The organism is Salinicola corii, assembly GCF_008298015.1.
GTDB classification, from domain to species: domain Bacteria; phylum Pseudomonadota; class Gammaproteobacteria; order Pseudomonadales; family Halomonadaceae; genus Salinicola; species Salinicola corii.
In genome coordinates this window covers 88,737-115,686 of record NZ_VTPX01000010.1, presented here as the reverse complement: position 1 = coordinate 115,686, position 26,950 = coordinate 88,737, and the positions used below count along the sequence as shown (strand labels likewise).

Annotated in this window: 25 protein-coding genes and 1 tRNA gene; 7 read left to right on the top strand and 19 right to left on the bottom strand. The window is 61.6% G+C overall.

Going from position 1 to position 26,950, the window contains the following annotated elements:
* Positions 1 to 4: 4 nt before the first annotated feature.
* From F0A16_RS16700 to rplU, 17 genes are all read right to left on the bottom strand, one after another.
* Positions 5 to 277, bottom strand: coding sequence for a hypothetical protein (locus F0A16_RS16700; RefSeq protein ID WP_149436507.1), 273 nt, complete (start codon positions 275 to 277; stop codon positions 5 to 7).
* Positions 271 to 699: a type IV pilin protein gene (locus tag F0A16_RS16695; protein ID WP_149436506.1), complete on the bottom strand. Its 429-nt coding sequence runs from the start codon at positions 697 to 699 to the stop codon at positions 271 to 273. The genes F0A16_RS16700 and F0A16_RS16695 overlap by 7 nt, the downstream gene beginning before the upstream one ends.
* Positions 696 to 3,842 (bottom strand): PilC/PilY family type IV pilus protein, encoded by a 3,147-nt coding sequence (locus tag F0A16_RS16690; protein ID WP_149436505.1) that lies wholly within the window; start codon positions 3,840 to 3,842, stop codon positions 696 to 698. The genes F0A16_RS16695 and F0A16_RS16690 overlap by 4 nt, the downstream gene beginning before the upstream one ends.
* Positions 3,839 to 4,348 (bottom strand): hypothetical protein, encoded by a 510-nt coding sequence (locus tag F0A16_RS16685; RefSeq protein WP_149436504.1) that lies wholly within the window; start codon positions 4,346 to 4,348, stop codon positions 3,839 to 3,841. The genes F0A16_RS16690 and F0A16_RS16685 overlap by 4 nt, the downstream gene beginning before the upstream one ends.
* Positions 4,341 to 5,261, bottom strand: a complete 921-nt coding sequence (locus F0A16_RS16680) for a PilW family protein (RefSeq protein WP_149436503.1) — start codon at positions 5,259 to 5,261, stop codon at positions 4,341 to 4,343. Before F0A16_RS16680 ends, F0A16_RS16685 begins: the two co-directional genes overlap by 8 nt.
* Positions 5,258 to 5,767 carry a type IV pilus modification protein PilV gene (pilV, locus tag F0A16_RS16675; protein ID WP_187776052.1) on the bottom strand — a complete coding sequence of 170 codons (510 nt, stop codon included), beginning with the start codon at positions 5,765 to 5,767 and terminating at the stop codon, positions 5,258 to 5,260. Before pilV ends, F0A16_RS16680 begins: the two co-directional genes overlap by 4 nt.
* 105 nt (positions 5,768 to 5,872) lie before the next feature.
* Positions 5,873 to 6,829 (bottom strand): 4-hydroxy-3-methylbut-2-enyl diphosphate reductase, encoded by a 957-nt coding sequence (ispH, locus tag F0A16_RS16670; RefSeq protein ID WP_149436501.1) that lies wholly within the window; start codon positions 6,827 to 6,829, stop codon positions 5,873 to 5,875.
* A 49-nt stretch (positions 6,830 to 6,878) separates the two neighbouring features.
* Positions 6,879 to 7,346: an FKBP-type peptidyl-prolyl cis-trans isomerase gene (gene fkpB, locus F0A16_RS16665; protein WP_149436500.1), complete on the bottom strand. Its 468-nt coding sequence runs from the start codon at positions 7,344 to 7,346 to the stop codon at positions 6,879 to 6,881.
* Positions 7,343 to 7,903, bottom strand: a complete 561-nt coding sequence (lspA, locus tag F0A16_RS16660; protein WP_149436524.1) for a signal peptidase II — start codon at positions 7,901 to 7,903, stop codon at positions 7,343 to 7,345. The genes fkpB and lspA overlap by 4 nt, the downstream gene beginning before the upstream one ends.
* Positions 7,904 to 7,931: 28 nt before the next feature.
* A complete protein-coding gene (gene ileS / locus F0A16_RS16655) occupies positions 7,932 to 10,781 on the bottom strand; it encodes an isoleucine--tRNA ligase (protein WP_149436499.1) in 2,850 nt (949 codons plus the stop codon).
* A 132-nt stretch (positions 10,782 to 10,913) separates the two neighbouring features.
* Positions 10,914 to 12,050, bottom strand: coding sequence for a bifunctional riboflavin kinase/FAD synthetase (ribF, locus tag F0A16_RS16650; protein WP_149436498.1), 1,137 nt, complete (start codon positions 12,048 to 12,050; stop codon positions 10,914 to 10,916).
* A gap of 73 nt (positions 12,051 to 12,123) precedes the next feature.
* On the bottom strand, positions 12,124 to 13,635 hold the full coding sequence (murJ, locus tag F0A16_RS16645) for a murein biosynthesis integral membrane protein MurJ (RefSeq protein ID WP_239023862.1): 1,512 nt from the start codon (positions 13,633 to 13,635) through the stop codon (positions 12,124 to 12,126).
* Between the two features lie 336 nt (positions 13,636 to 13,971).
* On the bottom strand, positions 13,972 to 14,238 hold the full coding sequence (gene rpsT / locus F0A16_RS16640; protein ID WP_110603393.1) for a 30S ribosomal protein S20: 267 nt from the start codon (positions 14,236 to 14,238) through the stop codon (positions 13,972 to 13,974).
* 243 nt (positions 14,239 to 14,481) lie between these two features.
* Positions 14,482 to 15,618, bottom strand: a complete 1,137-nt coding sequence (gene proB, locus F0A16_RS16635) for a glutamate 5-kinase (protein ID WP_149436496.1) — start codon at positions 15,616 to 15,618, stop codon at positions 14,482 to 14,484.
* A gap of 38 nt (positions 15,619 to 15,656) precedes the next feature.
* Positions 15,657 to 16,850, bottom strand: a complete 1,194-nt coding sequence (gene obgE, locus F0A16_RS16630; protein WP_149436495.1) for a GTPase ObgE — start codon at positions 16,848 to 16,850, stop codon at positions 15,657 to 15,659.
* A 108-nt stretch (positions 16,851 to 16,958) separates the two neighbouring features.
* Positions 16,959 to 17,216 carry a 50S ribosomal protein L27 gene (gene rpmA, locus F0A16_RS16625; RefSeq protein WP_110603387.1) on the bottom strand — a complete coding sequence of 86 codons (258 nt, stop codon included), beginning with the start codon at positions 17,214 to 17,216 and terminating at the stop codon, positions 16,959 to 16,961.
* Positions 17,217 to 17,248: 32 nt separating this feature from the next.
* Positions 17,249 to 17,560 carry a 50S ribosomal protein L21 gene (gene rplU / locus F0A16_RS16620; protein ID WP_071230753.1) on the bottom strand — a complete coding sequence of 104 codons (312 nt, stop codon included), beginning with the start codon at positions 17,558 to 17,560 and terminating at the stop codon, positions 17,249 to 17,251.
* Between the two features lie 345 nt (positions 17,561 to 17,905).
* Here rplU and ispB point away from each other — a divergent pair, with 345 nt between their 5' ends.
* From ispB to F0A16_RS16600, 4 genes are all read left to right on the top strand, one after another.
* Positions 17,906 to 18,880: an octaprenyl diphosphate synthase gene (gene ispB / locus F0A16_RS16615; RefSeq protein WP_149436494.1), complete on the top strand. Its 975-nt coding sequence runs from the start codon at positions 17,906 to 17,908 to the stop codon at positions 18,878 to 18,880.
* Positions 18,881 to 18,972: 92 nt separating this feature from the next.
* Positions 18,973 to 19,049: transfer RNA gene (locus F0A16_RS16610), tRNA-Pro, on the top strand.
* 439 nt (positions 19,050 to 19,488) lie between these two features.
* Entirely contained in the window at positions 19,489 to 20,883 is a 1,395-nt protein-coding gene (locus F0A16_RS16605) for a PAAR domain-containing protein (RefSeq protein WP_149436493.1), read from the top strand.
* Positions 20,880 to 21,272, top strand: coding sequence for a hypothetical protein (locus F0A16_RS16600; protein ID WP_149436492.1), 393 nt, complete (start codon positions 20,880 to 20,882; stop codon positions 21,270 to 21,272). Before F0A16_RS16605 ends, F0A16_RS16600 begins: the two co-directional genes overlap by 4 nt.
* Before the next feature lie 69 nt (positions 21,273 to 21,341).
* Here the strand turns inward: F0A16_RS16600 and F0A16_RS16595 are convergent, their stop codons facing one another.
* Positions 21,342 to 22,451 (bottom strand): phage portal protein, encoded by a 1,110-nt coding sequence (locus F0A16_RS16595; protein ID WP_149436491.1) that lies wholly within the window; start codon positions 22,449 to 22,451, stop codon positions 21,342 to 21,344.
* On the bottom strand, positions 22,448 to 24,226 hold the full coding sequence (locus F0A16_RS16590) for a terminase large subunit domain-containing protein (RefSeq protein ID WP_149436490.1): 1,779 nt from the start codon (positions 24,224 to 24,226) through the stop codon (positions 22,448 to 22,450). The genes F0A16_RS16595 and F0A16_RS16590 overlap by 4 nt, the downstream gene beginning before the upstream one ends.
* Positions 24,227 to 24,386: 160 nt before the next feature.
* Here F0A16_RS16590 and F0A16_RS16585 point away from each other — a divergent pair, with 160 nt between their 5' ends.
* From F0A16_RS16585 to gpM, 3 genes are read left to right on the top strand one after another with little or no spacing between them, the layout of a single operon-like run.
* Entirely contained in the window at positions 24,387 to 25,205 is an 819-nt protein-coding gene (locus F0A16_RS16585; RefSeq protein WP_149436489.1) for a GPO family capsid scaffolding protein, read from the top strand.
* 13 nt (positions 25,206 to 25,218) lie between these two features.
* Positions 25,219 to 26,292 carry a phage major capsid protein, P2 family gene (locus F0A16_RS16580; RefSeq protein ID WP_149436488.1) on the top strand — a complete coding sequence of 358 codons (1,074 nt, stop codon included), beginning with the start codon at positions 25,219 to 25,221 and terminating at the stop codon, positions 26,290 to 26,292.
* Entirely contained in the window at positions 26,289 to 26,945 is a 657-nt protein-coding gene (gene gpM, locus F0A16_RS16575; RefSeq protein ID WP_149436487.1) for a phage terminase small subunit, read from the top strand. The genes F0A16_RS16580 and gpM overlap by 4 nt, the downstream gene beginning before the upstream one ends.
* The last annotated feature ends 5 nt before the right edge of the window (positions 26,946 to 26,950 follow it).

Below are 26,950 nucleotides of genomic sequence, written 5' to 3'. Positions count from 1 at the left end.
TGCTTCATCGCGGCAAGCGAGCCTCGACCTCTCTCGCCTTGGCTGAGGAGAAGCGTCGCCAACGGTCGATACAAGTTTCGACAATCTGACCCGGCGCTTCATAAGTATCCAGATAGCTTTGAAGCGTAGACGTTGCCTGACGGTCGTCGGCTATATCGATATGGCGAATCTCGAGCTCGCCACCGGGCTGGCGCACCATGCATTTCTGCTCGTCGGCGACAGCCGCAGAACAGATGATGGTCAGCGCCATAAAAGCATATTGAAAGCGTTTCACCACGGCCCCCACTCCGCGCCATTGCGGATAATGCCTCTATCACCCCGTGAGTCGAGCCACAAAATTCCGTCACCCTGCTGCGGACTGTCCACCGACGGCGTGGCCGTCATACGTAAGTACTGATCATCGTTGATATTGCCGCAACCTGCCTGCTCGCCGCACACCTGGATCCGATAATCGTCGGTATCGAAGGCATTGTCTTCACCGCCCGTCAGCACTTCAACGCTCGGTGCATAGGACAGATACTGCCCGTAGTAGGACTCCTGACGCGCCATCGCGTTTTGTAACGCCGCCTGGCCGTCTCCGCGACGTGAGCGCTCGATATACTGCTGATAATTGGGGATGGCAATCATGGCCAGAATGCTCACGATGACCACGGTGATCATCACTTCGATCAGCGTAAAACCGACCTGGCGCCGATTCATAGCGTACTCTCCGGCTTTTCGTACCAGTAAGATCTCTTGATGATCGGAGGAGTGTCGAAACCATTGGCCCCCTCTTTTCCTTCCAAAAGCCGAGTGAGATTCGCCGAGCCAATGCCCTGCATGTAAAGCTCGCTGCCATTGCGCAAAAGCGCGGGTCGGTTCAGCAGATAGGCGCCAGCCTCGACCGCACGCTCGCCTTTCGCAAACTCGGCATCTGTATCCTTGACGACTCGCGCCTGATAAGCCGTGCGGATATCCAGACCAAAAAGATAGCTGCGCCCGATTACCGGCACGCAGATTGACTCGGGTTCTTCAGGCACATAGATAGAGAAGAAGGCGATACCGTTGACCGTCACGCTCTCCGCCAGCACCTTGGCGCCGGGAAGCGGTAATGAGTACGCATCATCGGGGTAGATGACCCAGCCTTGGGAGTCCGCCCAAGCAGAGCTGCAGGTTATGCCAGTGACATCGGTGTCACGATCACAGAAGGCGCTATCGGTCGCATCAACCAAATCCGTCAACTCGACTACCTGGATATTCGCGGAGCCACTGCCGGCTGAGGAGACTGGATCCTTGACGGCAAAGATGGCATCTCTTGCCGAGGTTGTCCCGCTACCTGCGCCACCGGACTTTGGATTGGCGCGATCGCCGCTGCCGATCATCAACAGCTCCTGCTGAGCGCTTCCAACACTGATGGTCACGAAATCCACACTGTTGAAAAAACGACGGTTGTCAGCGGCCTCTCCGCCCAGTTCGGCGATCTTGCGAACCTGCCAGTCGGAAGCGGTCTCGCTATCAAGATCGAGTCGCCAGAGATTGCCACCCACGTCCGCCAAATAAACTCGCTCGGCTATACCGTCGCTGTCGATATCGACCACTTCGGCGGCGCCTGGCAACGCATGCTCAAAAGCCTGTCGACCCACGAAGTGATTCGGCGTTGCTGGCGTCGCACGGTAAACCAGAGAGCCATCCAGTGCATCGACGATGTAGACCGCCCGGCCCATGGAATCCGGGACATTGGCATCACGTGCGGGATCATCTCGCGCCTCGTCATATCCCCCACTGATCACGAAAACGGGATTGCCATGTCCCGGCACGCGAGTCGGAATTGGCGCAGCCCAGCTTTGCCCGAGCTCGGAGAAGTTGCCCCTGTTGGTGATATGCCACGCGAGCGACGGCGACTGTGGATCGGTGACATCGAGACCATAGTAGTGACGACCGCCACGGCGTAAGCCAAAGGCCAGTACCATCCGGTCGCCATTCGACGTGGTGATTTTGCCATCACCATCATTGTCGATGCGTACGTATGCCGGTGGGCCATCAATGCCATAAGGGTGCTTCAAAGCACCATCGCCGTCCTCGGCCACTTCCTGATTCTCTCGTAATACCTGATGCAGGGTACCTAGCGACTGTGGCGTGAACGCCCACGCCTCCTCACCGCTGTCACCATCGATGAAATGGAGGAACCCCGCATTGGTTCCGAAGGTGAGATAAAGCTTCTCCTGCCCTTGGCTATCACCTCCGTAGTTCAGTGCGATTGGATCCGAGTGGAGAACATCCCCCATGACCCAGGGGCGAGATTCCAGCGTTCGACCATCACCATTCTCATCATCGACATCCCATCCTCGCGCCCAAGCTACCAACGAGGCGAGCTCAGATTCTGAGGCATCTTTTTCCCTACCCCAATTGGCCGGCGCTACCATCCAGGCGCTTAACGGAGTGAAGTCAACCAAGTGATTCCCAAAATCGGTGACCACCTTTCGCCCATCTGAGAACCCGTTGCTCAGCGATGGTCGAATACGCGCTTTCAGCAGGCCACCAGCGCCGCCAACCTCGACTCCGCTTCCATCGGCCTCTCTCAATCCAAGTGTATCGCTCCACCAAGTATGTGCCGTATCGCGAATATCGCCGGTCGCATCATTGAATGCCTCGTCACCATCGACATCCCTCCAGCTTTGCTGGGATACGAACTGTAGTCGTTTGATGTTGCCACTCCAGCGCGGCGCGTTCTTGGGCAGGAAGCGAGGCAGGTAGAGACGATCGAAGCTTTGAGTATTGTTGGTAAAGGCGGCCGATACTGCTGGCGCAGAAAATGTCGTACTACGCGAAAGGATGTCATCGACAGCCGTCTGGAAAGCGCCCTGCAACTGTTCGGCCCCATCCGCTGTAAAATATCCTACACATGCCTTATCACCATAAAATCGCGTGCTATGTTTTTGACCTTCCGGACAGTTTTCACTGTCGATATTCAATGGAGATGCGGTGTCAATTAGTAGCTTCTGATCTGTATTGAATCCAATCGTATAAGTCGTTACCGGTCCCTGCTCGACGGCCATTCCGGAGGAATCTTTCCTATCAAATGTCCCCATCTTATTCATATATCGGGAGAGCTCTGGCAGACAATTCTCTACCCCCCCGAAATTCCCGTTGGCATCCTTGTAGCGCCTGCACTCCCCCTCTTTTCCGGTAAGACTTTTGATATCTTCATTGGCAGCCGTATCCCACTGTGGCTCACCATCTGTCATATAAATAATGTAAATCGGTTCACAGGGCCTCAACGGCGACCGATATCGGTTGCCGCCGGAAAAGGCGTTTTCGGTGAATTCTGGATTACTGTCTACCAGATAGGCTTGGCAATACCAGAGGTTACACTCTCTACCTTTTGCCCTATCATCCCTTCCATGCCAGGCTTGACCTCCATTGAAATAACGAAATATCTCGTAAAATGTTTCACAGAGTGGCGTAGAAGTTCTAGCGTCCAACTCATTTATTGTTTCAACAAGCTTCCGCCGCCGCTCTTCACGACTACCCGCCAGCCCCTCACTTCCCGGCAAGGCCTGTATGACCCTACCCCCGTTAGGCTCTTGTCCGTTGTAGTTAAAAATGGAAAGTCCGAAATCCACTTCGGGATTATCATTGACAAGTTTCGTGATGACCCGTTTGGCAATGGTCATGCGTGACGCATTATGCGAGACGATCGTACTCATGCTGTTGGACGTATCGAATATGATCATCACCTGCGGATTGCCGCCGCCGCCCTCGACATCGTTCAGGCTGCGGTATATATCAGTATCATCAGCGCTACCATTCACCGAAAAAATTAAGTTCACGGCCAATATCAGAATTGGTAAAACAAGTTTCATTGGCAGCTTCCTTCCGGCACATTGGAAAATGTCGCCATGCGCTGGTCGGTCAGTCTCGGCGTCACAATTTCCACTCCCTGAATCTGGCTGATTCCGCTGGAAGAAGCATCGTTATTCGTCACCCCAGCCACCTCGACCGGCTTGCACATGCTTTCCGAATCACCAGTGGCACGGCAGTCATACGCTACCCGAAGTCGCCTAGTCTGGATTGCATAACCTTCTGGCACCTGAGCGACGAGCGCCGGATCTTTCAACGTCTTCCATTCACACGCCTTGGCGCTGTCAGTGGCATTCGCCAAGCCGGGCATCTCGTGACTGGTGTACGCAATAGCACCTCGGAGACGCTGAAACTGATCTCGCGCCTGCTGCTGTGCTACTCCCAGCCGGTTCTGCCACACCACCGTATCCAGCAGCGCTGCTGCAGCGATGGCCAGTAACAACAGAAAGATCAAGCTCATGAGCAGGGCGACACCCCGTTGGCGACAGCCGCAGGTTTGATCACGCATTGTCGTTTTCCAAGCGGTGCATCTCCAAGGGAACAACGAAGGAGAAGTGGCGATATAGGAAGCCCGGCTTGGTCTCTACCACACGGCCATCACTCAATTGATAGGAGCGCGCATCATGGTAGGTAGCTCTTGTTTCGGCAGAGACGACCATCTCGATTTCGACACCGTCGATTTGCTGCATCTGCTCGGGATCCAGGTTACTGGTGACCAACCAGACGCCATCTCCACTCGCGGTAGCTTCATGCCAACGGTAAGCCAACGCTTCTACGCCGCGGAGAACTTCCTGATTAACCAGGCGGCTGCCGGACATCCGAAGACGCCACAGCGTACTGTCGCGCCTCAGATAGTAGAGACTGCCCTCGTACTGCCAGTGATCGTTTGCGCTGGCGCGCTCCGGCAGTGGGGGAGGAGTTCCGATGAAGAAGCTGATAGAAGGATAAAAACTACTCAGAGACGGGGAATCACACTCATCGGATGCACAGGGGTCGCCAGCGTAGCGCAATACGACATAACTCTGATTAGCCACAGCGTCGTTGATATTGCAGCCGACCGGCTGAATGGTCGATGCCCAAACGCCCAACGGCTGATAATCCTCGCTGACCGTCGCATCTCGCCCAAAAGCAAACTCTCCCCCGCAATCCGACCCAAGCGTCAAGTTGCCAAGACGCTCAGCATCCGCCGGCACTCGCCCCCAGAAGTCGGCGCGGCGAAACTCATAGTTGAAGCGTTCCTGCAGCAGACGCATCTTGTCCGTCAGCGTCGAGTGAGCCTCTGCATCTCTGGCGCTCTCGGCACTGGAAAGATAGACGCGCGAGAGTGCCAAAATCATGATCAGACCAATGGCCATCGCGATCATCAGCTCGATCAGCGTCACCCCTGTCTGCCAATGCGCCCTTTCTTTCGCGCGCCTCATTCTGCGTCCATCCAGGAGGTCAGCACCGCCCAGCGCTGCTGATATTGCGAATCGCGAGCAGAGACGCAGACAGGAAGGTCATCCGGCGGTGTCATTTCAATGCGAGACCGCCACACCACCGTCACGTCTATATCACTACCCTCTCCTGCCTCGGCAGCCGCTTTGCTGGAACACACTCTAGCGTGGGGAAGTGCATAGCGATTGGCCCAAGCCGCCGCCCAATCACGTAGTCCGTCGGGAATGTCGCCGACACCTTCATTTTCCGTGCCCGATCCAGCGCCGGGGATCTCATAGTTACCGAGATAGCGATCGGCATTTGACCCTGCAAGCCTGATACGCTCAAGTAAATCCTCCGCCATTAGCGTGGCAGTCGCTCGATAGCCCGACTCCTGCTCCAACTGATTTTGCCCCACGATCAACCACGCCGTGCCCAGCAAACCCACACTGAACACAACGATGGCAATCAAGACTTCGATCAATGAGAGCCCGCGCTGCGCGTACAACAAGGCCGATAACCTCGAAAGTTGAGCAAGAGCGTATTCATTGGATACTGATACGCTACATTCGTTAACTTTCGTTATCGGCCTGACGCCAAGAAGATTTAGCGGGTATCAGCTGGCGCTGGTAATCACTCGTTCGCGGAGTTCCCGCGGCATGGAAAAAGTGATGGTCTCGGCGCGGCCGGAGAGCTCTTCCGGCACGCTGGCACCGAGCGTCTGGAGCTTGTCGATGACGCCCTTGACCAGTACTTCCGGGGCACTGGCACCGGCGGTGATACCGATGCTGCCGATGCCCTCGAGCCAGGCGGGATCGATCTGTTCGGCGTCATCGATCAGGTAGGCCGGCGTACCGACGCGCTCGGAAAGCTCGCGCAGGCGGTTGGAGTTGGAGCTGTTGACGCTGCCCACGACCAGTACCAGGTCCGAGTCGGTGGCCAGCTCGCGGACCGCGTCCTGCCGATTCTGGGTGGCATAGCAGATATCGTCCTTGCGCGGCCCCTGGATCTCGGGAAAGTGCTCGCGCAGTGCATCGATCACTTTGGCGGTGTCATCCATCGACAGCGTGGTCTGGGTGACGAACGCCAGCCGCGAGGGATCGCGTACCGGTAGCCTGGCGACGTCTTTCTCGTCCTCGACGAGATAGATCGCGCCGCCATGACTGTCATCGTAGCGCCCCATGGTGCCTTCCACCTCCGGATGGCCGGCGTGGCCGATCAGGATGCACTCCTGCCCGCGCTTGGCGTAGCGCAGCACTTCCATATGCACCTTGGTCACCAGCGGACAGGTCGCATCGAAGATCTTGAGGCCGCGGCGCTCGGCCTCCTGTTGCACGGCTCGCGAGACGCCGTGGGCCGAGAAGATCACGATGACGTCGTCGGGGATTTCATCGAGCTCCTCGACGAAGATCGCCCCCCGCTCACGCAACGAATCCACCACGAAGCGGTTGTGAACCACTTCGTGGCGCACGTAGATGGGCGGCCCGAATACATCGAGCGCGCGATTGACGATGTCGATGGCACGATCGACGCCGGCGCAGAAACCGCGGGGATTGGCCAGCTTGATTTGCATAATGACCTCGCTTGATACGCTCGGGTGTCGTGATGAAGACCGGACCGGCTCAGTGAGTCGTGGCGGGCTTCACGTCCAGGATCTCCACCTCGAAGGTCAGGGTACGCCCTGCCAGCGGATGATTGAAGTCGACCTCGACATGGCGTTCGTCGACGCTGGCGATCACGCCGGGCAGTTCGCCACCGGCGGCATCGGCGAACGACATCACCGTGCCGGGTTCCACGGCCTCCTCGAAGGCGTCACGGGAGAGGCGCTGGACATTCTGAGGGTTGTGCTGGCCGAAAGCGTGCTCGGGGGAGATCTCGAAGGCACCGGTATCGTTAGCCGCCATGCCCTTGAGCGGTGCCTCGAACCCCGGCGGCAGATTGCCGTCGCCGAGCTGGAACGTCGCTGGCTGCTTGTCCCGCGTCGAGTCCACCACCTCGCCATCCTCGAGTTTCACCGTGAAGTGCAGCGTGACTTCCATGCCGTCGCCGACGCGGTAGTCGTGATCGTGCTGGTGGCCATTCCCGCTCATGAGTCACCTCTGGTCGAAGAAGAATCAGTCGAAGAAGATTTATCAGCCGAAGAAGGTTTGTCCTTGTCGGCGGCATGAGAGATTCTCGGTCGGCGCGAGTCGAGCAGCGACTGCAGAATCAGGCCGACAGCCCCCAGCGTGATCGCCGTATCGGCCAGGTTGAATGCCGGGTAGTACCAGCCGCCCCAGTGAAACGACAGATAGTCGACCACGTAGCCGTGCACCAGTCGATCGTAGAGATTGCCGATGGCGCCGCCGATCACCAACGTCAGCGAGATCGCGGTGAGCGTCTCGCCGCGCTTCAATCTCGACAGCCACACCGTCAGACCGATACTCGCACCGATGGCGATGAGCGCGAACAGCCAGCGCTGCCAGCCCGCGTGTTCGGCCAGGAAACTGAAGGCGGCACCGGTATTGTGCAGCAGCGTCAGGTTGAAGATCGGCAGCACTTCCAGCGGCCGACCGTAATCGAGATGCGCCGAGGCCAGCGCCTTGATGCCCAGATCGAGCACGATGACCACCAGCGATAGCCATAGCCATCGCAGCGGTCGGTGCATCCGATCGGTGGCGGGACGGGAAGCGGAATCAGGCAAAACGGCGTACCTCTCCCGGGCCATCCGGCAGGTTGGCGATGGAGCGCGCCGATAGTGTCGGATGATCGGGGTTCGCGCCGACGTCCGGCCGACGCTCCCAACTGCGCTCGTCCTTCTCATACGGGCTCATGCGTACCGCGACCTTGAGGCCCTCCAGCTCGGTGGCCTTGGCATCGCCCGCTTCCGCCAGCGGCTTCAGCGTGGCTTCGGAAGTGATCAGCACGAAGCGCAGTTCGTCCTCGAAGCGGGACAGCAGCGCATTCAAGGTGTCATCGACGTAGAGCGTCACCTCGCTGTCCAGCGCACCCTTGATGGTGCCGGCGTTGCGCGCATCCTCGAGCTGCTTGTTGACCGCCTGCTTGACCGCGATCACCTGTTCCCAGAACTGCCGACCCATCTCGGCATTTTCAGGCAGTTGGCTCAGCCCGTCGTAATAGGTCTCGAGATGCACGCTCTCGCCCCGCTCGCCGGGGATGTTCTCGTAGATCTCCTCGGCGGTGAACGACAGGATCGGCGCGACCCAGCGCGCCAGCGCCTCGACGATATGATAGAGCGCGGTCTGGCAGCTGCGGCGTGCCAGCGAGTCGGGCTGGGTGGTGTACTGGCGATCCTTGATGATATCGAGGTAGAAACCGCCCATGTCCCGGGCACAGAAGTCGTGGACCTGCTGGTAGACGTCGCGGAATCGATAGTCGGCATAGGCCTGCTGGATGCGCGCCTGCAGCTCGGCGGCGCGATCCACCGCCCAGCGATCCAGCGCCAGCATGTCGTCGAAGGCCACGGCGTCGCGACCTGGCTCGAAGCCGGTCAGGTTGCCGAGCAGGAAGCGCGAGGTGTTGCGGATCCGCCGATAGACGTCGGCGGTGCGCTTGAGGATCTCGTCGGAGACCGCCATCTCTCCAGAGTAGTCGGTGGAAGCCACCCACAGCCGCAGGATATCGGCACCCAGCTTGTCCATCACCTGCTGCGGCGCGACCACGTTGCCCAGCGACTTGGACATCTTGCGGCCCTTCTCGTCGACGGTGAAACCGTGGGTCAGCAGCGCCTTGTAGGGCGGATGGCCGTCGATGGCGCAGCCGGTCAGCAGCGACGAATGGAACCAGCCGCGATGCTGGTCCGAGCCCTCGAGGTAGAGATCGGCGCGCGGTCCTTGCTCGTGGCCGAGTGCGTGGGAGCCGCGCAGCACGTGCCAGTGGGTGGTGCCGGAATCGAACCAGACGTCGAGGGTGTCGGTGACCTTCTCGTAGGCATCGGCCTCGTCACCCAGCAACTCGCTCGGCTCGAGCTTGAACCAGGCTTCGATGCCCTCCTGCTCGACGCGCGTGGCGACCTCCTCCATCAGCTCGACGGTGCGTGGATGCAGCTCGCCGCTCGCCTTGTCGAGGAAGAACGGGATCGGCACCCCCCAGTTGCGCTGACGCGAGATGCACCAGTCGGGACGATTGGCGATCATCGAGTGCAGACGCGCCTGGCCCCAGCCGGGGATGAAATCGGTGGTATCCACGCCGGCCAGCGCCTTGTCGCGCAGTGTGCGGCCATCGGCGCCCCCGAGATCCATGCCCACGAACCACTGGGCCGTGGCCCGGTAGATGACCGGCGTCTTGTGGCGCCAGCAGTGCATGTAGCTGTGGGTGATCCGGTCGTGGGCCATCAGCGCGCCGGCTTCTTCCAGCTTGGCGACGATCTGCGGGTTCGCCTTCCAGATCATCTGGCCGCCGAACAGTGGCAGATCGTCGGCATAGACGCCGTTGCTCTGCACCGGATTGAGAATCTCGTCGAAGCTCATGCCGTAGGCACGGCAGGTGTGGAAGTCATCCTCGCCGTAGGCGGGCGAGGAGTGAACGATACCGGTACCGGCGCCCAGTTCGACGTAGTCGGCCAGATAGATCGGCGAGAGCCGGTCGTAGCCGCTCGCGAGCGCCGCCAGCGGATGGCGGAAAGCGATGCGATCGAGACGTTCGCCCGGAGCGGTGGCTATGATCTCGCCGCTCAGGCCGAAGCGTTCCAGGCTCGATTCGACCAGCTCCTCGGCCAGCAGCAGCAGACGCTCGCCAGTGTCGACCAGGGCGTAGACGAACTCGGGGTGCACGTTCATCGCCTGGTTGGCCGGGATGGTCCACGGCGTGGTGGTCCAGATTACCGCCGCCGCCGGCTTGGCCAGCGAATCCAGTCCGAAGGCCGCCGCCAGCGCGGCATCGTCGACCGCCGGAAAGGCGACGTCGATGGCGTCGGACTGCTTGTCCTGGTACTCGACCTCGGCTTCGGCCAGCGCCGAGCCGCAGTCGAAGCACCAGTTGACCGGCTTGAGTCCCTTGAACACGTAGCCGCCCTTGACCATCTCGGCCAGGGCCCGGATCTCGCCCGCCTCGTTGGCGAAATTCATGGTCAGGTAGGGATTGTCCCAGTCGCCCTGGACACCAAGACGCACGAAGCCTTCCTTCTGCACCTCGACCTGGGCGGCCGCGTACTCGCGGCAGAGCGCCCTGGCCTCGTCCGCCGGCAGGTGCTTGCCGTGGGTGGTCTCGACCTTGTGCTCGATCGGCAGCCCGTGACAGTCCCAGCCCGGCACGTAGGGGGCGTCGAAGCCGGCCAGGTTCTTCGACCTGACGATGAAGTCCTTGAGCAGCTTGTTGACCGCATGACCGATATGAATGCTGCCGTTGGCGTAGGGAGGACCGTCGTGGAGCACGAACCGCTCGCGCCCCCGACGCGCCTCACGCAGCTTGGCGTAGAGGTTCATATCGTTCCACTGCGCGATTCGGCCGGGCTCCCGCGCCGGCAGGTTGCCGCGCATGGGGAAGTCGGTCGAGGGCAGATTCAGCGTGTGCTTATAGTCGCTCATGGCTTTTTCGGTCCGCTCGGGGCTAATGTCGTGGCGCTCAAGGCTGATGTCATGGCGCTCAAGCTGTACTTTTGCCGCTCAGGGCTGTGTTCATAACGCTCAGGGCTGTATTCGTGCCGCTCACGGCTGTGTTCAGTCGTCTTCGGAACCGGTGGGCGCCGCGTGCGCGGACGCGCCGGGGTTCGACGGTTCGGGTGGCAGCGGTGCCGAGGCGAGCGGAAACCGTGCCTGAGGCAACGAGGCGGCACAGAGTCCGCTGGCTGCGGCCTCGACCTCTGCCGGCCCCGGCTCGGAAACCGACGAGCCCGCCTGCCGCGCCGCCTGCGCGAAATAGTGGCGGGCGTTGTCGAGATCGCGATGGATCTGCGCGACCAGCGCGTCGAACTCGTCGAACTTGGCTTCGCCGCGCAACCGGGCACAGGGAACGACGGTCAGCGTCTCACCGTAGAGGTCGAGCTCACGGTCCAGCAGGTGCACCTCCAGCATCGGCCGATCGGCACCCACCGTGGGCCGCCAGCCGATATTGGCCGCGCCAGCGACCCACTCGCCATCCGCCAGCCGGGTAGCGCAGGCGAACACCCCGCGCAGCGCCATGGGTCGCCGGGTCAGCGGGATATTGGCGGTGGGCACACCGATCGTGCGACCCAGCTGGCGGTCGCGGACGACCCGCCCCTGGTAACCGTAAGGCCGGCCCAGCATCCGCGCGGCCTGGAAGAAATTGCCACTGGCCAGCAGCGTGCGTACCCGGGTACTGGAGACGCGCTCGTCGTCGAGGGTGAAGGTTCGGGTATGCTCGACCGCGAAGCCGCACTCGCGCCCCACCGCCTGCAATAGCGTGAAGTCGCCGGCTCGGTCGCAGCCGAAACGGAAATCGTCGCCCACCACCAGATGCTTCACCTGCAGACCGTCGATCAGAACCCGCTCGATGAACTGCCGGGCGGTGAGGCTGCGCAAGGCATCGTTGAACGGCAGACACAGGATCCGGTCGGCACCGTGGGCCTTGAGCAGGGCGACCTTGTCGCGCAGCCGGGTCAGGCGCGGCGGCGCCTGATCGCCGGCGAAGTACTCGCGCGGCTGGGGCTCGAAGATCACCACCGTGACCGGCAGTGCCCGCGACCGGGACAGCGCCTGCAACTGCTCGAGAATCGCCTGGTGCCCAAGATGCACCCCATCGAAGTTGCCGATGGTCGCCACGCAGCCGGGCATGTCCCCTTCCCGATCGCCGGGACTCCCGGGCGGCAGATTGTGCAGGCCTCGGATCAGTTCCATAGAGTCTGTTCCCGTTTCAGCACGGACCGTGTTGCCTCGAAGAGCATCAGTATAAACAAGGGTCTCTCCCCTATCAGCCGTGCAGGCGGAAGTCTCTCAGTCGGATGCCGCTGAGCGCCAGCCAGCCAAAATAGATGACCGAGCCGCCGATCACCAGTGCCGTCAGAACCCCGGCACGATGCAGCGCGCTCCAGGTCACCCAGGTGTGCCAGTCCGGCGAGAACCACCACAACGCGGCCCCCATCAGCAGGCAGCCGCCGACGACCTGAATGGCGTAACGCCCCCAGCCGGGCTGGAATCTCAACACGCCCTGACGGCGCAGTCCCACCCCCAGCAGCCCGGCATTGAGAAACGCCGACAGTGCCGTGGCCAGCGCCAGCCCGGCATGCGCCAGCGGCACGATCAGTGCCAGGTTCATGACCATGTTGGCGAACATCGCCACGATGCCGATCTTGACCGGCGTCTTGGTGTCCTGACGGGCAAAGTAGCCCGGTGCCAACACCTTGATCAGCATGAACGCCAGCAGCCCCAATGCATAGGCCCGCAGGCTGCGCGCGGCCATGACCACATCGTGGTCGGTCATCGCGCCGTAGTGGAACAGGCTGACCAGCAGCGGTTCGGCCAGCAATATCAGCGCCAGCGCGGCCGGCAACCCGATCAGCAGCACCATTCGCAGCGCCCAGTCCAGCATACGCGCGAAATGCTCCCGGGACTCGCCGGCATGGCGCTTGGAAAGCGCCGGCAGAATCACCGTGGCGATGGCGATCCCGAAAACCCCCAGCGGCAACTCCACCAGGCGATCGGAATAGTAGAGCCAGGAGACACTGCCGGAGACCAGGAACGACGCCAGCACCGTATCGAGCAGCAGATTGATTTGCGAAACGGAGACACCGAACAGCGCCGGGGTCATCAAACGCAAGATGCGCCGGACGCCGGGGTGCCTGAACCGCGCCCGCGGGCGCGGCATCAGTCCCAGCCGGGCCAGAAACGGAAGCTGGAACAACAGTTGGGCCGCACCGGCGATTAGGACCCCCCAGGCCAGAGCCATGGCTGGATCCTCCATCCAGGGGGTCAGCCAGACCGCCGCGCCGATCAGGCAGACATTGAGCAGCACCGGCGTAAAGGCAGGTATCGCGAAGCGTTCCCAGGTGTTGAGCACGCTACCGGCAAAGGCCGTCAACGAGATCAACAGCAAGTACGGAAAGGTCAGTCGCAACATTTCCGCCGTCAGCGCCAGCTTGCCCGGATCGGACTGGAAACCCGGCGCGAATAGCCACGCGAGCCAAGGTGCGGCGGCGATAGCGAGTGCCGTGATCAACGCCAGCACGACGCTGAGACTGCCGGAGACGGCATCGAGCAGTTCGCGCACTTCCGCGCGCGTACGCCGGGTGGCGTACTCCGAGAGCACCGGTACGAAAGCCTGGTTGAACGCCCCCTCGGCGAACAGGCGGCGCATGAAGTTGGGGATCTTGAACGCCACGAAAAAAGCATCCGCACCACTACCAGCGCCCAACAGTGCGGCGATCACCACGTCCCTTGCCAGGCCGAGCACGCGTGACAGCAGCGTCATCGTGCTGACAACCATGCCGGAGCGTAGCAGCCCACGGCGAGAGACCGGGGTCGCCGTATCCACTGCCGCGGTGTCGGCTATCGACTCCTTGTCCGGCGTGTTGTCCGCAGGTTCATGCTGTTCGCTCATGACACGCTGTCGCTCAGTTCAGGAATCCGTCATCGTACACTTTGCTACCCGTACGGCGGTCTCGATGCCGCGACCTCGACACGAAGGTCACGGAAGGCAGCCACAAAAAATCGCCGGGAGCGATTTTTGGCGTCGCGCAGCGACGGCCCGCAGGGTGGCCGCCATGGATGGCAGGCCACAAAAAAACCGGCCGAAGCCGGTTTTTCGTCAAGCGCGTCCGGCTCAGGCAGCCAGCGCCTTAATTCGCTTGTTCAGGCGACTCTTGATGCGCGCGGCCTTCTTCTTGGACATGGCGTCCTTGTCGGCGATGCGATCGATGACCGGCTGGGCGGCCTTGAACTCGGTGTTCGCCTGCGCTTGATCGCCAGACTGGATAGCCTTGATCACCCGCTTGATATAGGTACGAACCATGGAACGCTGACTTGCGTTGAGCTTGCGGCGGTCTTCCGCCTGACGTGCGCGCTTACGCGCCTGTTTGGTATTCGCCACCGTCGACTCCTTGGAGATGTTGACAGTCAATTCTGTAAGTTAAATCACCCAGGACAGCCTCGAAACCGCTTCAGGCAACCCTGAATGATTCGGCCGAATGTTCAGTGGTACCCGAACGAGAAACGCTTCGGGGCCACTTTCGACTGCGTTTTGGGCAGTCTTAACGGGCCATGTCTGAGAGGATGCGGGATTCTATCACAAGGCCCGAGCGTGATCCAGCTGCAACCGTCACGGCTCGTCGTGTCAAATCACGACGAGATTATCGCGGTGAATCAGCTCCGGAGCCTCCATGTAGCCAAGGATTTCAGCAATGCGCCGGCTGGGTTGGCCCACGAGCTGCATCGCGTCGACGCTCGAATAGTTGACCAACCCCTTGGCGACGCGCGCTCCCCGTTCATCGACGCACACCACCATGTCGCCACGTCGGAAAGCCCCTTGCACCTGCTTGACGCCAACCGGCAGCAAGCTCGACCCCTGAGAGCGCAACACGTTGACCGCGCCGGCATCCAAAGTCAGCGTACCGCGCACCTGCAACTGTCCGGCAAGCCAACGTTTGCGCGCAGCCAGTGGCGCGTGATCGGGGTGCAGCAGCGTCCCCAGCGACTCGCCCTCGAGCAGCCGGGTCAACACCGAAGACTGGCGCCCGCTGGCGATCGCCGTGACCGCACCGGAGCGCGCGGCCAGCCGCGCAGCTCGCAGCTTGGTGGCCATGCCGCCACGACCCAGCACGCCGCCACCGCCGGCGACGCCATCGAGTTCGGGATCATCGGCCTGTCCCTCGCTGATCAGCCTGGCACCAGGATTGTGACGCGGGTCGGCATCGAACAAGCCTTCCTGATCGGTGAGGATCAGCAAGGCATCGGCCTCGAGCAGATTGGCGACCAGCGCCCCCAGGGTATCGTTATCGCCGAAGCGAATCTCATCGGTGACCACGGTGTCGTTTTCATTGATCACCGGAATCACGTCGAGCTGAACCAGCGTGCGCAGTGCAGAACGTGCATTGAGGTAGCGCTTGCGATTGGAAAGATCGTCGTGGGTCAGCAGCACCTGGGCGCTACGCAGGTCGTGGCGAGCAAAATGCGTTTCATAGCACTGGGAAAGGCCGCTCTGGCCGACGGCGGCGGCAGCCTGCAGCTCATGCACGGCGGTCGGTCGCGTCTGCCAGCCCAGCCTCACCATGCCCTCGGCGATGGAGCCGGAAGAGACCAGCACGACCTCGACGCCGCGACGATGCAGCTCCGCCATCTGGTCGACCCAGCCACCGATGGCCGCGTCGTCGAGCCCGCGCCCATCGTTGGTCAGCAGCGCGCTGCCGATCTTGACCACGACCCGCTTCGCGCCCTCGAGGACACCGCGCCCCATGCGTTCATCCGTCGCCATCTCACTCTCCGCCCGACATGCCCCGACCCACGGTTGACTCAACGCGTGTATTCCACCTCGACGTCATGATCGTCGTCGTCATCGTCGAACTCCTCGACGACTTCGCCACGCTTGACGCGCAGACGGGTCTGATGCGCCTCAACCCGCTCCACCGACTCGGCCTCCATGCGCCGGCGCATCTCGCGCTCGCGCTCCGCGGCCTCTTCGTCGTCGTTCTCCAGTTGCCGCTGCTCGGTGAGCCAGCGGTGCGCTGCCTGCACCAGTTCGCCAGTGCCGTCGCTGGAGATCGCCGAAATCCGGAACACCGGCCCCTGCCAGTCGAGCCGCGAGGCGATATCCGCCACCCGCGCCTCACGCTCCTCCGCCGGCAGCAGATCGAGCTTGTTGATCACCAGCCAGCGCGGCAGCTCCGCCAGCGTCGGCGAGAACTGCTCCAACTCTTGGGCGATTGCCTCGACGGCGACGACAGGATCGGACTCGTCGAACGGCGCCGCATCGACCACATGCAGCAGCAGACGCGTGCGGGTCAGGTGCTTGAGAAAGCGCAGCCCGAGCCCGGCGCCATCCGAGGCCCCTTCGATCAGCCCGGGTACGTCCGCCATCACGAAGTGCTCGTGCGTGCCGAGCTTGACCACCCCCAGGTTGGGCACCAGCGTGGTGAAGGGGTAGTTGGCAACCTTCGGTTTGGCCGCGGAGACCGCGCGAATCAAGGTGGACTTGCCGGCGTTGGGCATTCCCAGCAGGCCGACGTCGGCCATCACCTTCATCTCCAGGCGCAGCTTGCGCCGCTCGCCATCGGTGCCGGGCGTGGTCCGGCGCGGCGAGCGATTGGTCGAGGACTTGAAATGGATGTTGCCAAGTCCACGACGCCCACCCTGGGCCACCAGCACCACCTGACCCTCGGCGGTGACATCGGCAATCACCTCGAGGGTGTCCTCGTCGATCACCGTGGTGCCCACCGGCACCTTGACGTGCAGGTCGTCGCCGGCCTTGCCACTCATCTGGCGCCCCTGCCCCTGCTGGCCGCTCTGCGCCTTGTAGAAGCGCTGGAACTTGAAATCGATCAGGGTGTTCAGCGACTCATCGCCGATCAGGTAGACATTGCCGCCATGGCCGCCGTCGCCGCCATCGGGGCCGCCCTTGGGCACATACTTTTCGCGCCGGAAGCTGAGGCAGCCGTTACCGCCCCTGCCGGCTTCGACGGTGATCGAGGTTTCATCGACGAACTGCATGTCACTCTCCCGGCGGCGAGCGCCGCGCGCGTGGATACCACATGATATTGCCGCAACAACGAAAAAGCCCCGCCTGAGCGGGGCTTTTCATACAAGGTCCGTGACGTCTCAGGCGGAGACTACACTCACGAACTTGCGGTTTCTCGGGCCTTTCTGCTCGAACTTGATGACGCCGTCATTCAGTGCGAACAGAGTGTGGTCCTTGCCGATACCCACACCGCTACCCGGATGGAACTTGGTGCCGCGCTGACGGACGATAATGTTGCCGGCCGTAGCCTTCTGTCCACCGTACAGCTTGACACCCAGGCGTTTGGATTCGGAATCGCGACCGTTGCGCGTACTACCGGCGGCCTTCTTATGAGCCATGGCGAATACCTCTCTCTGGGGGAATGTCCCGCTTAAGCGGAGATTCCGGTGATCTTGACTTCAGTGAACCACTGACGGTGGCCCTGACGCTTCATGTGATGCTTGCGGCGGCGGAACTTGATGATCTGCACCTTGTCGCCGCGGCCGTGAGAAACGATTTCAGCGGACACCTTGGCGCCGCCGACCAACGGTGCGCCGACCTTGATGTCGTCACCGTCGGCGACCAGCAGGACCTGATCAAACTCCAGGGTCTCGCCGGTCGGCACTTCCAGCTTCTCGAGCTTGAGTGTCTGACCTTCCTGCACGCGGTATTGCTTACCGCCGCTCTTGATAACAGCGTACATAACTCTTTCTCCAGGGCTTTTGGAGCCGAAGCTCGTCGGCCAAGCTCATCGGTACGAATCGCTCTTTCATCGACCTGCGTCGAGTGGTGCCCCTTCCGGCAACCATCTGACAGGGAGCATGATGAGTTGGGCGGCGGATTATAACGATTGCAGCCAAATCAGGCAAGCCTTTGCGGTACCGACGCGTTGCTGACATCCACCGATGTCGGCGCCGGCGCGAAACGCGGGTCCGTCGCCGCGCCTCGTCGGTTGACGCACCTGTAGGCGCCACCTAGCATACCCCCTCACATCGCCTCTCTCGGCCCGACTCAGAGCGGCCCCACCCGATTCATTGACAAGCCGACCATGCAATCCAACGCTGCATCCATCCATGCATCGGTGGCTGAGGACTTCGCCGCCGTCAATCGTACGATTCTCGATCAGTTGGCGTCGCGAATCCCGCTGGTCGAGACCATCGGCCAGTACATCATCGAGAGTGGCGGCAAGCGGCTGCGTCCGTTGCTGGTACTCCTCGCGGCGCGCGCGCTCGACTACCCTGGTGACAAACACATCACCCTGGCGACCCTGATCGAGTTCATGCACACCTCCACGCTGCTGCACGACGACGTCGTCGACGAGTCCAGCCGGCGACGCGGCAAGGCTACCGCCAACGATACCTGGGGCAACGCGCCCTCGGTGCTGGTCGGCGACTTTCTCTACTCGCGCTCGTTCCAGATGATGGTCGAGGTCGGGTCGATGCGGATCATGCAGGTACTCTCCGGCGCCACCTGCGTGATCGCCGAGGGCGAAGTCCAGCAACTGACCAACATCGGCAATGCCGACATCGGAGAGTCGGATTACTTCGATACCATTCAGGGCAAGACGGCCATGCTGTTCGAGGCGGCTTCCCACAGCGGCGCCATTCTCGCCGACGCCAATGCCGAGCAGGAGCAGGCGCTGCAGCTCTACGGCCGTTACCTGGGGCTCGCGTTCCAACTGGTCGACGACCTGCTCGACTATCAGGGTGACGCCGACACCATGGGCAAGAACGTGGGCGACGATCTCGCCGAGGGCAAACCGACGCTGCCGCTGATCCATGCCATGCGCGAGGGGACGCCGGAGCAGTCCGAGTTGATCCGTCAGGCGATCACCGACGGAGGCCTGGAACGGCTGGCGGACGTGCTGGAGATCGTGCGCGAAACCGGCGCTCTCGACTACACCCAGCGTCGCGCCGAGGAGATGGCCGAGAAGGCCCGTGCACAGTTGGAGCTCCTGCCGCCGAGCCCCTATCGGGACAGCATGGAAACACTGACGCGCGTGGCTGTCGAGCGCGACGTCTAAGAGGCGGCACGATCAGGGTTGCACCACGCCCTTTGATGAGTATAATTCACCTCCGTCGAACAGCCCCAGATGGCACGAATCGACGATTTGATCGGAATATAGCTCAGCTTGGTAGAGCGCTGCCTTCGGGAGGCAGAGGTCGTAGGTTCGAATCCTGCTATTCCGACCACAAAACACCGCAAAAACCGCCACTTAGGAAATCCCTTCGTGGCGGTTTTTCTTTGCGCATTCGTCTAGGTTCCAAATAGGTTCCAAGTGGATCGGCTGCATCTGTGCGCTGGAACCGCTGCCCCGCCTCGCCGGAGCCAGCCAAAAACCTCTCGTGCACAAACCACCCTAAAAAACGCAGAAATCCGCATAAAAATTCGGCACGTTATAACCGCTGCCGCGCCCAGCGCTGGCGCGACTTCCGCCCTGCTGCAGAGGTGCGTAATTTTCGACCCATTTAGCGCGCGGGCGGGGCGGGGTGCTGATCGCGCGGCTTGATGGCCCAATAGCCTCGGCTAGCCACACGCCTTGTAAGACATTCGCTACACCTTACGTCCAGCTCTTGAACGGAAGCGGCCTACCGCTGACGATACGAAGCGGGCAGATATAAGGGACAGCGAATGTTCAACCCAGGCGACGGCATCATCCAGGTAGGTGATCCAACTAGCCACGGCGGAAAAGTCATCACGGGTCAACAGAATTACACAGTGGATGGCAAAGCAGTGGCATGTGTGGGCGATAAGGTGACTTGCCCAAAGGATGGGCATAACGGCGTAACCACTATCGTCGAGGGGCATCCCACCATCCGAGTAAACGGCAAGCAAGTGGCGTTCCACGGATGCCGCACAGCCTGCGGTGCCCGATTGCTTTCGATGTCGATGGGCTATCACATGCTCCACGACGAAAAAGCTGAAGCACGCGCGAACCAGCCATTGTCAGCAGGTGAACAGGCTTTGGCCGCCGAATCCAAGGCAAAGCGCGACCAGGAACAAAAATCTCAAATCGCGCCTGGGTTCCACGTTGTTCGGGAGGCCGGATACCGAAACGAGATCAAGGATCAACTGCTGCCCTCCCCCTCGCCCGATGTGGATGCCATGTTCGCGCGCCTCAACACTCATCTTTCAGACTACGTGCTGCCCGGTTCCATCGTGGTGCTCAGCGATCCTGAGAACCAAATGTGCATGGTCGAAGAGCAGCAATTGCAGGATCAAGCGCGTCTGGCTCAGCAAACGGTTCAGAGACTGGAGCCCGCACAGGCCGAAACGATGATGGTCAACTGGGAGGCCGTACTCGAGCTTTCGGACGATCTGGGAGACCGCGCGACCGAGGTTAGCCTTACAGCATCCGCAATGGGCCCTCTCAAGAATGCTTCCGCCGAAGCCCTCGATGGTCTAGCTGGCGCTTTGGATCGAGGAGAGCGCTACGTCCGGGCCCAGGGCGAGCGACTCCTATCGGCCATAGAGGCCCCGGCCCGGCAATTCATGGATAGAGCGTTCGAGTTGTCCGAGTCGGCTCAGGCACTGAAAGCCAAGATAGGCGTTGCCTCGGATAAAGCGCTTCACAGCGTTGCTCAAGCCTTCGAAGGGTTCCCAAAATTCCATATCCCGACTGTCGCCGAAGGCATTCAGCGAGCTGGTTCGGTCGCCAGTACCTTGGATGTGACTACTTACATCGGTATAGGCCTTGATGTCACTTCCACCGAACTTCGAGTTCAACAGGCCTGCCATTCAGTGGCTGCATCCAAGTCCTGTCGTCAAGTTCAGTTGGAAGAGTACGGCGGCCTGGTTACCGGTACCTTGCTGTCCGCTGGGGGTGCAGGGGGCGCCGGAACCGCAAGCCGCACAGCATGCCTGGCGATTGGACTCCATCCCGCCGGCAGGCTGGTTTGCAGCATCGTGATGACAGGCGCTGGCGCATATGGCGGTGGAGAGGCTGGCAGAGCTATCGGTCACAAAGGTGGCCAAGTGATCTACGAGGTAATTTACGGGGATGATGGCGCGGGAGAAAGTCAGTGAATGGGTCGCTACCGTGGATCGTCTTTGTGTTCGGTGGTGCCACGATCATCGTCATCGGCTTCATCCAGGTCATTGTCGGGGCCATCCTGGCGCCAATGATCATTGCGAAAGCTGATAAGGCACTTGGCGTTCTCATGCCTACCGACGAGCAATTTTTCCAAGGGCTCCCGATCTCTTTCAACCGCTTGGCCTCCTATGGCCGAATCATCCTGCTACGCAACACGGGTTGGTACCGCCGCCACGTATTCCATGGCCGAAGTGACCGAGAGCGTGCTGTCCGCGATGCACCTCGTTGGCTCAAAAACGTTGCCGTTGGTGTTTATGCGGGTTCGCACTTCGCTTGCGCAGTCACCATCGTATGGGCCGGCTTTCTATTTCTGCTCGACTGACTGGCCACCCGATGCGTCGCATGGGCACAAAAATGCCGCCCGGTGGGTGGCTATCAATGTCGGGTTTGGCTACCGGATTGGAGGCACGTCGGCTTGGGAGGTCTCCAGCGAATACGGCCGAAACCTCACAACCTCTTCCCCTACCCGCTCGTTGATCTCGAGCATGATCTGCTGCAGCGGCTCGAGTTCGTTGGCCACGTAGACGCGAGCGGCCTTCTCCGAGTCACCGAACCCGCCCGTGTTGTTGGGGATGATGCCCATGAGCTGCGGCGGGATCCGGTGGCCGGCGAGCTGATCGTCGCGGGTGATGTTCTTGATGTGCCAGAACTCGTCCTTCGCAGCGACCTCGGATACCGGGATGATCTGCACCCCGTCCTTCTTGCCGTGCGGCGAGTACATGAACAGGTTCTTGAAGTTGCCGACCCCCTTCGACTCCTTGAGCGCGGTGCGCATGGCGTCGATGTCCTTCTTGTCGTGGGCGGGATCGCTCACGTACATGATGAATCCGGCATGCGAGCCGTTGAGGTAGTAGCGCCGGCGGAACAGCGTCGCGCTCTCGTTGAGCCAGGCCGACTGCAGCGAGCCCAGGTAATCGGGCAGCCCGTAGACCTCCTGGTCGATGTCGGGCTCGAGCAGGTGAATCGTTCGACCAGCGGGTAGCTCGGTCTTGTTGACCCAGTCCGGCACCCAAAAGTAGCGATTCGTTTCCGCGCCACGCCGCATGTACTTGGCCGGCCGGCGCTGCAGGTCGAGCAGACGCCCCAGGCGACCGCGGATCTCTTCCAGGTAGCAGTTACCGAACACGAGGTAATCGAGCGCGAGCGCGCTGAACGTCTGACGATTGAGCAGCGGGTGCGGGATGAACGTGCGCAGGAGGATATTGCGCTTCACCTGCAGCGCCGACCCATGGTGCGCCGTCGCCCGGTAGCTCTTCGCCAGCACGTCGAATGGCACCGGCGGCTCGTACCACTCGTTCGGCGACAGATAGACACCCCCATAGAACACGTCGCGCAGGCTGGTCACCGGCTCGGCATCGCCGAACGAGAACGCCTCGACGCCCGCTGACTGATGGGACTTAACATCGCGCGCGGTTTCGGGCGCGTTGGCCTCTCGCGTGGTTTCGGACGCGTTGGAAAGTATCGCGGGAACGCGCATGCGCGGCTTGGCGGTCGGGGTCATTCGTACATCTCCATGATGGATTCGCTGGTCTCGCCGGCCGGGCCGTCGATGGGTTCGAAGTGGAGGGCATGCATCGTCGCCCACGCGAGATCCGCGTGGCCGGTCTGCGCGTTACGCCCCGATACGTAGGTGAATTGTCGGCCGCTGGCCGTAAGCTGTTTCTTGATCGCCATGAACGACTGCGCCAGGTCGACCCAGCCGGCGTCGAACTCGAGCCGGTCCTTGCGGATGATCTGCTGGGCCTGCAGTACCATCGAGGTCTTGAGCTCGGCGGTGTAGTGGTAACGGGTGGCGGTGGGGAACCAGTTTTCGACGTGCTCGGCCACGGCCGCGCCGATGCCGGTGGTGTCGATACCGATGTGATCGATCTCGTAGCGGTCGGCAAACGTGCGGATAAACGCCGCCTGGTCCTCGTAGTCCTGCCCCTTGAGCCGGTGACGTTCGAGGATCCGATGCTTCTCCCCCGCCGAACGCGCGGGCAGCACCACGACCAACCCGGCACCATCACCGTCCTCGTTGCGGCCGGTCGGATCGTATCCGATCCACACACCCCGGTCGCCGACCGGCTTGGGCGCAAATGGCCGGTAGTCGTTTTCCCAGGCCTCCCAGGCATCGACCATGCAGCCCTGCATCGTTCCCAGTGGGAACGCCGACTGGCTGTCGTCGACGAACTCGCACTCGAACAGGTTGGCGAATTCGTCGGCGCTGTACTCGAACTGCAGATCCTCGACATCGAACAGATCGCACCCGCCGGCCTCGGCATCGTGAACCGTCACGATCTGTTTCCACTGGCGATCCCCGCACAGCGCGCCGGCGGCGAGCGCGGCGTGGCTTACGTCAATATCGACCCGGTCGGCCTTCTTGCGCCGCTTGTTGATCCGCTCGCCGGTCCAGAACGTGTAAGCCTCGTGCGCGATCGATGACGGCGTCGAGAAATAGGTCTGCCGCCACTGCTTGTGCGTCGCCATCGCGCTCGCGACTTTCCGGAACTGCTCGAAGCCGTGGATCCAGAAGTATTCATCGAGATAGACGTCGCCGTGATAGCCCTGGGCGGTTTTCGAGTTGGTGCCGAGGAAGTGGAGCTCGGCACCGTTGTCGAGAATGATCGGGTCGCCTTTCAGCTCGACGTCGCAGGTCTCTTTGACGAACTGGATGATGTAGTTCTTGAAGATGTGAGCCTGGGCCTTGCTGGCCGAGAGGAAGATCTTGTTCTTCCCCGTTTTGAACGCATCGACGATGGCCTCGCGGGCGAAGTAGAACGTCGCGCCGATCTGGCGGCTTTTCAGGATGTTGCGGATCCGATGCTTTTCGCCGGCCGCGTGCCAGATGAGCTGGTAGTCGAACAGCGACTCGAAGAACGCCGCCTCGAGCGCCTCGAACTGCTCCTCCGTCAGCGCGTTGCGCTTCGGCTTGCGCTTCTCCCCCGCGTTGCGCGCGGCGAGCTTCGGGTTTAAGTCACCCTCTCTTCCCGTCTCCGCGTACTTGTGAACCCGCGCCAGGCGCTCGATCTGCCGCCCGAGGGCGTCGATCTCTTTGTAATCTCCGTTCCCCTTCCGCTCCTTGCCGATCAGTTGGACCAGACGCGCCTCAAGTGCGCCTTCAACACGCTGGGTCGGGCTCGCCTCTTCCCAGCCGTCGCGATCTTTCCAGCTATGGACCGTGGCCGCTTTCATCTCGAGGAATTCAGCGATGCGCGCGACGCGCCAGCCCTGCCAATAGAGATGGCGGGCCGTGAGTCGTGGGGAGTCGAGTGTGTCGGGGGCTGTCGTCGTCATGCGGCCAGCCTATCCGCGCGCGCGATCCCTCGAATGGGCTGGCGTCTGTAAGCGGACGTCTTACAGACCGCGCGCGTTGAGGACTGAGCCGGGCACGCGGAACCTGATCGCACTTTGCACAGACAGCGACACCGCTCCGCTCACCCGCTGAGGAAATCACATGCCCTGGCACGTTATCGCCACCGAAGGCGCCACGATGGATGGCCGCAAGATCCCCGCCGACTGGCTGGAGAAGATGGCCGCGAACTTCGATCCGAAGACCTACGGTTGCCGAATCAACCTCGAGCACATCAAGGGAGTGCTGCCGGATAGCCCCTTCAAGGCCTACGGCGATGTCACGGCGCTGAAAACCGAGAAGAACGACGAGGGCAAGCTGCAGTTGTTCGCCGAAATCGATCCCACCGACGAACTCAAGGCGATGATCAAGGCGCGCCAGAAAGTCTACTCGTCCATGGAAGTGGATCCGGATTTCGCGGACACAGGCGAGCCGTATCTTGTCGGCCTGGCCGTCACCAACACGCCGGCATCGCTGGGTACGGAGATGCTGCAGTTCAGCGCCGGCGCCGGTAAAGACTCGCCGCTAACGGGCAAGAAGACCCGCCCCGAGAACTTCTTCTCGGCTGCCCTCGAGTTGGAGCTCGCGGAGACCATCGAGCCACCGGCCGACACCGGCCCGTCGCTGCTCGACAGCGTGAAGGCGCTGTTCAAGCGTCACGACGCGAAGACCGACAAGGGGTTCGCCGTGTTCCGGGGTGATCTCGAGCAGACGCTCGGCCTGTTCGTCCAGAAGCACGCCGCGCTCGAGGACGAGCTCGCCAAACGACCCACCGCCGAGGCGTTCGCCGAGCTGAAAGACGCCCACCGGAAGACGAGCGCCAGGCTCGACGAGCTCTACACCACCCTCGACAACACACCCGACCAGCCGTCTCGCTCGTTCGCCCTCGGCGGCAACGGCGACACCGAAATGACCGACTGCTAAGGACCACTACCCCATGCGCAACGATAGCCGCATCCTGTTTAACCAGTTCGCCGCACAAGTGGCGAAGCTGAACGGCGTGCCGGATGCCACGCAGAAATTCGCAGTCGAACCCAGCGTCCAGCAGCGCCTGGAAAAACGCATCCAGGAGTCGAGCGACTTCCTACGCCGGATCAACATTATCGGCGTCGATGAACTCAAGGGCGAAAAGCTCGCGCTGGGGGTTTCCGGCCCCATTGCTGCGCGCACCGACGTCAGCAAGCAGGAGCGCGACACCCGCGATCTCAGCTCACTGGATACTCAGAGCTACGAGTGCCGCATTACCGAGTTCGACACTCACCTCGGCTACAACAAAATCGACGCCTGGGCGAAGTTCCCCAACTTCCAGGCCATGATTCGCGACACCATCGTTCGTCAGCAGGCACTGGACCGAATCACCATCGGTTTCAACGGCACGCGCGCAGCGGTGCAAAGCGACCCCGTCGTCAACCCGCTGCTCCAGGACGTCAACATCGGCTGGTTGCAGCACTACCGCGATCAGGCCCCCGAGCGAGTGATGGCAAAAGGCAAGGCAGGCGGCAATGTCGTCATCGATCCGACCCCGACGAAGGGCGAGGACGGCAAAATCAATGGCATGGTTGGCGATTACGCCACGCTCGACGTGCTGGTGTACGACGCCATCAGCAGCTTCATCCAGCCCTGGTATCGGCGTAACCCGGGCCTGGTCGTCATCCTGGGCCGCAACCTGATGGACGACAAATATTTCCCGCTGCTGAACCAGCTCGCGCCCTCCGAACAACTGGCGGCCGATCTCGTCATCAGTCAGAAGCGTATCGGTGGGCTTCGTGGGTTGGATGTCCCGTTCTTCCCCGACAACGCGCTCATGGTCACCACGCTGGATAACCTCTCGATCTACTGGCAGAACGGCGCTCGCCGCCGCTACGTCACAGAGAACCCCAAGCGCAACCGGATCGAGAACTACGAATCCAGCAACGAAGCCTACGTGGTGGAAGACTTCGGCGCCGGCTGTCTGGTCGAGAACATCGAAATGTCGCCGGCAGCGCTGCGCGGTGACGGGGGCAAGCAATGACCACCCCAGCCCGTCAACACTTCCAGCGCGTCACGGCCGCGAAAGCGGCCGGGGGCGCTGTCCCCGGCCAGCCGCAGAACGGCCCGCAGTACGAGCTGATGATGGCCACGCTCTACGATGCTCGCCGCGCGCTGAGGCAGATCAAGTCGACCGAAGGGAAGATCGCCCGGAAGCGCGAGCTACTGCCGCAGTTCGATCCCTACATCGAAGGCGTGCTCGAGAGCGGCAACGGTGCCCAGGATGAGGTGCTGACCACCGTCCTGATCTGGCGCTTCGATATCGGCGACCTCGCCGGCGCGCTGGACATCGCCGGCTATGCCCTCGAGCACAAGCTCGACATGCCGGATCGGTTCGAGCGCGATCTCGAGAGCATCGTCGCCGAGCCCGCGGAGCGGCAGGCACTCGGAACGCAGCTCGCGTCGCTCATGGTCCGAACCCGCGAAATGCTCGACGGCGCCGATATGCACGACCAGATCTCGGCCAAGTTTCACAAGGCGTATGGCTACGCCCTGCGCGACGCCGACTGTCCGAGCGCGGCCATCGAACAGCTCAAGCGCGCGCTCGAGCTGAACGACCGCGCCGGCGTGAAACGCGACATCGAGCAGCTCGAACGCCAGGTCAAAAAGAACGCCAGCGATCAGCCCAGCGGCTGACACTG

What these genes read in the sequence shown, in the direction of transcription:
- F0A16_RS16685 (WP_149436504.1), bottom strand. Translation starts at nt 4,348, where the DNA reads ATGCGTGATCAAACCTGCGGCTGTCGCCAACGGGGTGTCGCCCTGCTC.
- F0A16_RS16695 (WP_149436506.1), bottom strand. Translation starts at nt 699, where the DNA reads ATGAATCGGCGCCAGGTCGGTTTTACGCTGATCGAAGTGATGATCACC.
- rplU (WP_071230753.1), bottom strand. Translation starts at nt 17,560, where the DNA reads ATGTACGCTGTTATCAAGAGCGGCGGTAAGCAATACCGCGTGCAGGAA.
- gpM (WP_149436487.1), top strand. Translation starts at nt 26,289, where the DNA reads ATGACCACCCCAGCCCGTCAACACTTCCAGCGCGTCACGGCCGCGAAA.
- F0A16_RS16595 (WP_149436491.1), bottom strand. Translation starts at nt 22,451, where the DNA reads ATGACCCCGACCGCCAAGCCGCGCATGCGCGTTCCCGCGATACTTTCC.
- obgE (WP_149436495.1), bottom strand. Translation starts at nt 16,850, where the DNA reads ATGCAGTTCGTCGATGAAACCTCGATCACCGTCGAAGCCGGCAGGGGC.
- ribF (WP_149436498.1), bottom strand. Translation starts at nt 12,050, where the DNA reads ATGGAACTGATCCGAGGCCTGCACAATCTGCCGCCCGGGAGTCCCGGC.
- F0A16_RS16580 (WP_149436488.1), top strand. Translation starts at nt 25,219, where the DNA reads ATGCGCAACGATAGCCGCATCCTGTTTAACCAGTTCGCCGCACAAGTG.
- rpmA (WP_110603387.1), bottom strand. Translation starts at nt 17,216, where the DNA reads ATGGCTCATAAGAAGGCCGCCGGTAGTACGCGCAACGGTCGCGATTCC.
- ispH (WP_149436501.1), bottom strand. Translation starts at nt 6,829, where the DNA reads ATGCAAATCAAGCTGGCCAATCCCCGCGGTTTCTGCGCCGGCGTCGAT.
- lspA (WP_149436524.1), bottom strand. Translation starts at nt 7,903, where the DNA reads ATGCACCGACCGCTGCGATGGCTATGGCTATCGCTGGTGGTCATCGTG.
- F0A16_RS16680 (WP_149436503.1), bottom strand. Translation starts at nt 5,261, where the DNA reads ATGAGGCGCGCGAAAGAAAGGGCGCATTGGCAGACAGGGGTGACGCTG.
- F0A16_RS16690 (WP_149436505.1), bottom strand. Translation starts at nt 3,842, where the DNA reads ATGAAACTTGTTTTACCAATTCTGATATTGGCCGTGAACTTAATTTTT.
- proB (WP_149436496.1), bottom strand. Translation starts at nt 15,618, where the DNA reads ATGGCGACGGATGAACGCATGGGGCGCGGTGTCCTCGAGGGCGCGAAG.
- ispB (WP_149436494.1), top strand. Translation starts at nt 17,906, where the DNA reads ATGCAATCCAACGCTGCATCCATCCATGCATCGGTGGCTGAGGACTTC.
- fkpB (WP_149436500.1), bottom strand. Translation starts at nt 7,346, where the DNA reads ATGAGCGGGAATGGCCACCAGCACGATCACGACTACCGCGTCGGCGAC.
- F0A16_RS16605 (WP_149436493.1), top strand. Translation starts at nt 19,489, where the DNA reads ATGTTCAACCCAGGCGACGGCATCATCCAGGTAGGTGATCCAACTAGC.
- murJ (WP_239023862.1), bottom strand. Translation starts at nt 13,635, where the DNA reads ATGGTTGTCAGCACGATGACGCTGCTGTCACGCGTGCTCGGCCTGGCA.
- F0A16_RS16585 (WP_149436489.1), top strand. Translation starts at nt 24,387, where the DNA reads ATGCCCTGGCACGTTATCGCCACCGAAGGCGCCACGATGGATGGCCGC.
- F0A16_RS16590 (WP_149436490.1), bottom strand. Translation starts at nt 24,226, where the DNA reads ATGACGACGACAGCCCCCGACACACTCGACTCCCCACGACTCACGGCC.
- ileS (WP_149436499.1), bottom strand. Translation starts at nt 10,781, where the DNA reads ATGAGCGACTATAAGCACACGCTGAATCTGCCCTCGACCGACTTCCCC.